The 6,000-nt window shown below is 39.5% G+C and carries 4 protein-coding genes and 1 other RNA gene; all 5 read left to right on the forward strand.

What is annotated here, in order from left to right:
- Nucleotides 1–112 precede the first annotated feature (112 nt).
- Nucleotides 113–406, forward strand: coding sequence for a cell division regulator GpsB (gene gpsB, locus C9J34_RS09960; RefSeq protein ID WP_107839712.1), 294 nt, complete (start codon nucleotides 113–115; stop codon nucleotides 404–406).
- 54 nt (nucleotides 407–460) lie between these two features.
- Nucleotides 461–840, forward strand: an RNA gene (gene rnpB / locus C9J34_RS09965) — RNase P RNA component class B.
- A 195-nt stretch (nucleotides 841–1,035) separates the two neighbouring features.
- Nucleotides 1,036–2,772 (forward strand): GGDEF domain-containing phosphodiesterase, encoded by a 1,737-nt coding sequence (locus C9J34_RS09970; protein WP_107839713.1) that lies wholly within the window; start codon nucleotides 1,036–1,038, stop codon nucleotides 2,770–2,772.
- Between the two features lie 13 nt (nucleotides 2,773–2,785).
- Nucleotides 2,786–3,922: a THUMP domain-containing class I SAM-dependent RNA methyltransferase gene (locus C9J34_RS09975; RefSeq protein ID WP_107839714.1), complete on the forward strand. Its 1,137-nt coding sequence runs from the start codon at nucleotides 2,786–2,788 to the stop codon at nucleotides 3,920–3,922.
- Nucleotides 3,923–4,005: 83 nt separating this feature from the next.
- Entirely contained in the window at nucleotides 4,006–5,913 is a 1,908-nt protein-coding gene (locus C9J34_RS09980; protein WP_107839715.1) for an ATP-dependent DNA helicase, read from the forward strand.
- Nucleotides 5,914–6,000 lie beyond the last annotated feature (87 nt).

Raw genomic sequence — 6,000 nt, forward strand, 5'->3', positions numbered from 1 at the left:
AACTGATACCTCCCTTTAAAAGGTGAAATAATGCGCAATTTTACAATGAAAAAGAAGCAATATAGTGGGAAGGAGAACGCTATAGAATGGCTTTCTATAGCGGACGTTACGAATGATTAAACTAAACTCAAAAATTATTTTAGAAAAAGAATTTAAAAAGAGCATGAAAGGCTACAGCGTTGACCAAGTTGACCAATTTTTGGATCAAATTATGGAAGACTACGATGCGTTTGAAAAGCAGCTAAATGAGCTACGTGTTGAAAATGAGCGCTTAAAAGCGGAGTTAGAAAATAGCACGCGTAGACCAGCGCCTACGCAACCAACGACAACCAATACAAATTTTGATATTTTAAAGCGCTTATCCAATTTAGAAAAACATGTTTTCGGTAGCAAATTATCTGAATAAACGATACAGTTGCAATTCTGCTATGTGTCAAGTATAATATAGTTCGACATCAAGAAATTCGAGTAATCGCTGCATCTTTTGCGATGTAGAGGAAAGTCCATGCTCACACGGCTCTGAGATGACCGTAGTGTTCGTGCTTACTGAAAAAATAAGGTAAGGCAAGCATTTGCTTGACGGCGAAAGGAATACCTAAGTCTTTATGATATGGTAGAAACTTTCTGAAGGTGCCACAGTGACGGAGCTTGCTTGGAAACAAGCAAGGTGGAACGAGGTAAACCCCGCGAGTGAGAAACCCAAATTATGGTAGGGGCACTCTCCAAAAGGAAATGAACTGATGGAGGGACAGGCGAAATCCTGTAGATAGATGATTACTACCTGAATGTACGAGGCATTTAGCCGTTTGAGTACGCAGGAACAAAACATGGCTTACGGAATAGTATTGATGCAATTTTTTAACTTTTAGCTGCTTTAAATTGTATGTAATGTATAATGCAGCACAACATTTCAAATATTCTACATCATGAGGCATCTGGTTTAATAGCTGTACCTTTCGATGCAGATGGAGCTGTCACAATTTTCTGTTGGACGGCTCCTTTTCTTTGATATTAATATTTAAGGGTGGAATAAAAATGAGTAGTAAAGACTTTACTCAAAATGATAGAAATATTGCACACTCTTCTGCTTATGAAACTAGCATAATAAAAGTCATTTTTGAAAATGTAGAGGAAGGCATTATGATTACAAACAAACAAAAGCAAATAGTGGCAGTCAATCCTGCTTTTGAGTTTGTAACAGGCTATTCAAGCCAAGAAGTGATAGGGCATAAGCCTGTCATTTTACAATCTGGTTTACATGATAGTGCATTTTATAAAAAAATGTGGGCGAAAATTGATACAGATGGCATATGGCAAGGAGAAATTTGGAACCGTCGTAAAACGGGAGATATTTATCCAGAGTGGTTAACGATATTAGCTGTGAAAGATGCAGATGATTGTATAATGAATTATTGTGGGATATTTACAGATTTATCTGAGCGTAAAAGTGTCGAAAGTGAATTGAAAAAGCGAACATTGACCGATTTATTAACGAAAATTAATAATCGCTTTGCTTATTTAGAGCGAATGAAAGCACTGCTTTTAACAAGTGCTGCTACGACTACACCAATGCGACATGCCATCTATTTTTTAGATATTGACCGATTTAAACAAATAAATGATGTGTTTGGACATGAGGTTGGGGATAAGCTGCTTATTGCAGTAGCAAAACGCATTCAAAAGCTATTAAAAAATAAAGATATTTTTGCGCGCTATGGGGATGACGAGTTTGCGATTACATTGACCAATATCGTACATCCACGCGAAGCTGCAAAATTTGCTCAGCAAGTTATATATGAAATGGAGCAGCCCTTTATAATAGAAGAACAGGAAATTTTCGTTTCCGCAAGTATCGGTATTAGCTTATATCCATTAGATGGAACGACAACGGATGAATTAGTGCATCGTGCAGACAAGGCTATGTATTTTTCAAGACAAACAGGTCCTGGAAATTTTGCCTTTTTTATAGATGATTTAGAAATTGATGCGAAGCGTGTGTTATTGTTGGATACTGAATTACGTAAAGCGATAGAAAATGATGATTTTCAATTATATTTCCAGCCAAAAGTTTCGTTAAGTACAAAGCAGGTAATTGGGGTCGAAGCATTGGTACGCTGGAAAAATGAGAAGCTTGGTTTCGTATCACCAGCTGAATTTATTCCATATGCAGAAGAAACAGGTTTAATAATTCCTCTAAGTGAAATAATTATAGAAATGGCATGTAATGCATTCCATGTATTACGAGCAAATGGCTATGCGAATGTGCCAATCGCTTTAAATATATCGAGCATTCATTTCCAGCAACCTAATTTCCTAGAAACTATTCAAAAAATATTAGAAAAAAATAATGCCTCAGCGCATAACTTTGAAATCGAAGTGACGGAGCGAACAGTTTTAGAGAATTCCTTGGAAGCCGTAAGTAAATTCAATCGCTTAAAGCAGTTAGGTTTTACGCTATCGATAGATGATTTTGGCACAGGCTATTCCTCATTAAGCTATTTAATCCGTTTTCCATTTGATGTGTTAAAAATAGATCGCAGCTTTGTGCAACATATATGCTCCTCAGAGGAGAAACAGGGGGTAGTTGATGCGATTATTCACATGGCACATCGTTTAAATATGCAAGTTGTGGCAGAAGGTGTTGAAAGTACACAGCAAGCGGAATTATTACAAGAAATCGACTGCGATTTCGCACAAGGCTTCCATTACGGTAAGCCGATGCCATTAGGTGAATTGCTACAATTTTTAGCCTATTGGGAGCACATACAGTGAGGAAGGGTAAAGTATGACAAAATATCAATTAGTGGCAACAGCAGCAATGGGCTTAGAAGCAATCGTTGCACAGGAAGTACAGGATTTAGGATATGAAACACGCGTTGATAACGGGAAAGTGTATTTTGAAGGGGATGAAACAGCGATTGCGCGCTGTAATTTATGGCTACGTGTAGCGGACCGCGTCAAAATTGTCGTAGGTCAATTTCCAGCACATACATTTGACCAGTTATTTGAAGCAACAAAAGCACTGGACTGGGGACGTTATTTATCTGTTGATGCGGCATTTCCGGTATCAGGTAAATCAGTAAAATCGAAGCTATTTAGCGTGCCGGATTGCCAGGCAATTGTCAAAAAAGCGATTGTTGAGAAAATGAAAGCACATTATAAGCGCTTAGGCTTTTTAGATGAATCAGGTGCTACATTCAAAATCGAAATTTCGATTTTAAAAGATGTTGCGACAATAACGATTGATACATCGGGGGCAGGGCTACATAAGCGTGGCTACCGTCAAGTTCAAGGGGAAGCACCTTTAAAGGAAACATTAGCTGCGGCATTAGTGAAAATTTCAAAATGGAATCCGAATCGTCCTTTTGTTGATTTGTTTTGTGGTTCAGGTACGATTCCATTAGAAGCTGCGATGATTGGGCAAAATATTGCACCAGGCTATAACCGTGAATTTATTTCAGAGGAATGGGCTTGGATGAAGGCGAAAATTTGGGACGAAGTGCGTGATGAGGCAGATTCTCTTGCGAATTATGACCAACCATTACAAATAATCGGCTCAGATATTGACCACCGTATGGTGAGCATTGCACAAGAAAATGCGCTAGAGGCAGGCTTTGGTGAACTGCTAACATTTAAGCAAATGCAGGCCGCAGATTTTACGACGCAATTAACAGATGGCGTGATTATTTCAAATCCACCATATGGTGAGCGTATCGGCGATCAAGAAGCCATTGAAGGCGTTGTAAAAGTGCTTGGACAGGTGATGAAAAATTATCCGACTTGGTCTGTTTATATGCTATCTTCAATGGAGAATTTTGAACAATTTTACGGTCGTCAAGCAACGAAAAAGCGCAAGCTATTCAATGGCTTTATTCGTACAGACCTTTACCAATTCTGGGGTCAGAAATCAAAGCGTGATTAAAATGTAGGGCTGCTGAGAATAGATGGCGATTCTAGGGCAGCCCGTTTGTTGTCTACACACTTACATATAGAGGAGAAATACAGATGAGACAATCATTACCGTTTGAATTATCAAAAGAGAAATCCTTCTTTGATTCACTGGGCGATTGGATGGGGGACGTTTTATACGACGAGTTGCCTGAAAAGGGCTTTGAATGTCGAGATGAGCAAATTTTTATGGCATATCAAATTGAGCAAGCATTAAAGGAGAAAAATGTGCTGTTTGCCGAAGCTGGTGTTGGTACAGGTAAGACAATCGCTTACTTATTACCCGCTGTTTCTTATGCCCGTTATACAGGAAGGCCTGCGCTAATTGCTTGTGCCGATGAAACATTGATTGACCAGTTGGTAAAAGAGGGCGGCGATGTGCATAAGTTACGCGACCATTTAGGGTTAAATATTGATGTGCGTTTGGCGAAATCGCGCGACCAATATTTATGTATTAAACGCTTTGAGGAAGCAGACCGTCAGCTAGAGGCAGATTGGATTGAAGACATCGCTGATTCCATGCCGGATGGTGTTTATGCACACGGCTCGATGATAGCCTTACAGCCATATGGAGAGCGCAGTGATTATCCAATGGTGAGCGATGATGAATGGCAAATGGTGAATTATAATGCGTTGATGCAATGTGCGGTATGTGATGTGCGCAATCGCTGTGGACAAACATTGCATAGAGCATATTATCGTAAATCAACCGATTTAATTATTTGCTCACAAGACTTTTTAATGGAGCATTTAGCAACGAAGGAATCGCGCGAGCGTGAAGGGCAGCTTCCTTTATTACCTGAAGTGTCAATGATTGTGCTAGATGAAGGGCATTTATTAGAGTATGCGGCACAGAAGGCGATGACGTATAAAGTACAAGCAAACACAATTGTGACTTTGTTAGAGCGCTTAATGGTCGATGGTGTTCGTGAGCGCACATTGTATGCGATGGAGCGATTACAGGATGATCATGAGCTGTTTTTTGACCAGCTACGTGACGATTTAGTCCAGTCAGAGGAAGATCGTAAACGCATTGACAAATCAGCACGTTTATTAGCGCTTGGCAAACGCCTAATTGCAGATGTAGAGCAGCTATTAGAGGAATTCGTCTTTGAGTCAGAGCTTTATATGATTCCAGAGTATGAACTGAACATGGCTGAGGAATTTTTAGAGCACTATGTAGCCTCTTTACGTATTTTCGTTGCGCAGGGTGATGCGGTAGACTGGCTCGAGGAAACAGATGGTGAGGAAACGCTTGTAATTATGCCGCGTTTAATTACCGAAGTGTTAGAAGAAACGCTCTTTTCTAAAAAAACACCAATTGTCTTTTCATCTGCCACATTATCCGTGAAAAAAGACTTTTCTTATATTGCTTCAAGTTTAGGCATTGATAAATATCAATCATTTAGCGTCCCATCGCCATTTGATTATGAGGATGTCATGAAAATTTACGTGCATGAGCTTACGCAAAATGACAAAGTCGCAAAAGTAGAAGAGCTATTACGCGATGGGAAGAAAACATTAATTTTATTTAAATCAAAGCAAGCGATGAATACATTTAAATCGAAGCTCGGTATGATGGCGCGTTTAACGATTGCCTTTGAAGGGGATCGAGAGCTTTCGGCAATTGTCCGCGATTTCCAAGACGGTACTGTACAAACATTTTGCTCGTATCATTTATGGGAAGGGCTTGATTTACCAGAGGAAGCATTAACGCGTGTGATTATTTTCGATTTACCATTCCCACCACATGACCCATTATTCGATGCGAAACGTGCATTTGCGAAAGATGCATTTACAGAGGTTGAGCTACCATTTATGCTCTTGCGCTTACAACAAGGCATGGGACGTTTAATCCGCACATCCAATGATTATGGTGATATTCATTTACTTGTGAATGAGGAAGAAAGCCAAATGCGAAAATATTTTGAGGATATTTTAGCAGTTGAACCAATTGTTTGTTGATAAATCATGGAGAAACGCAGATATAATAGGAATCCGCAGATATATCCCAAAAAGCGCAGATATAATAGGGAACCCGCAGATATATCC

The organism is Metasolibacillus meyeri (genome assembly GCF_003049505.1).
GTDB classification, from domain to species: Bacteria; Bacillota; Bacilli; order Bacillales_A; family Planococcaceae; genus Metasolibacillus; species Metasolibacillus meyeri.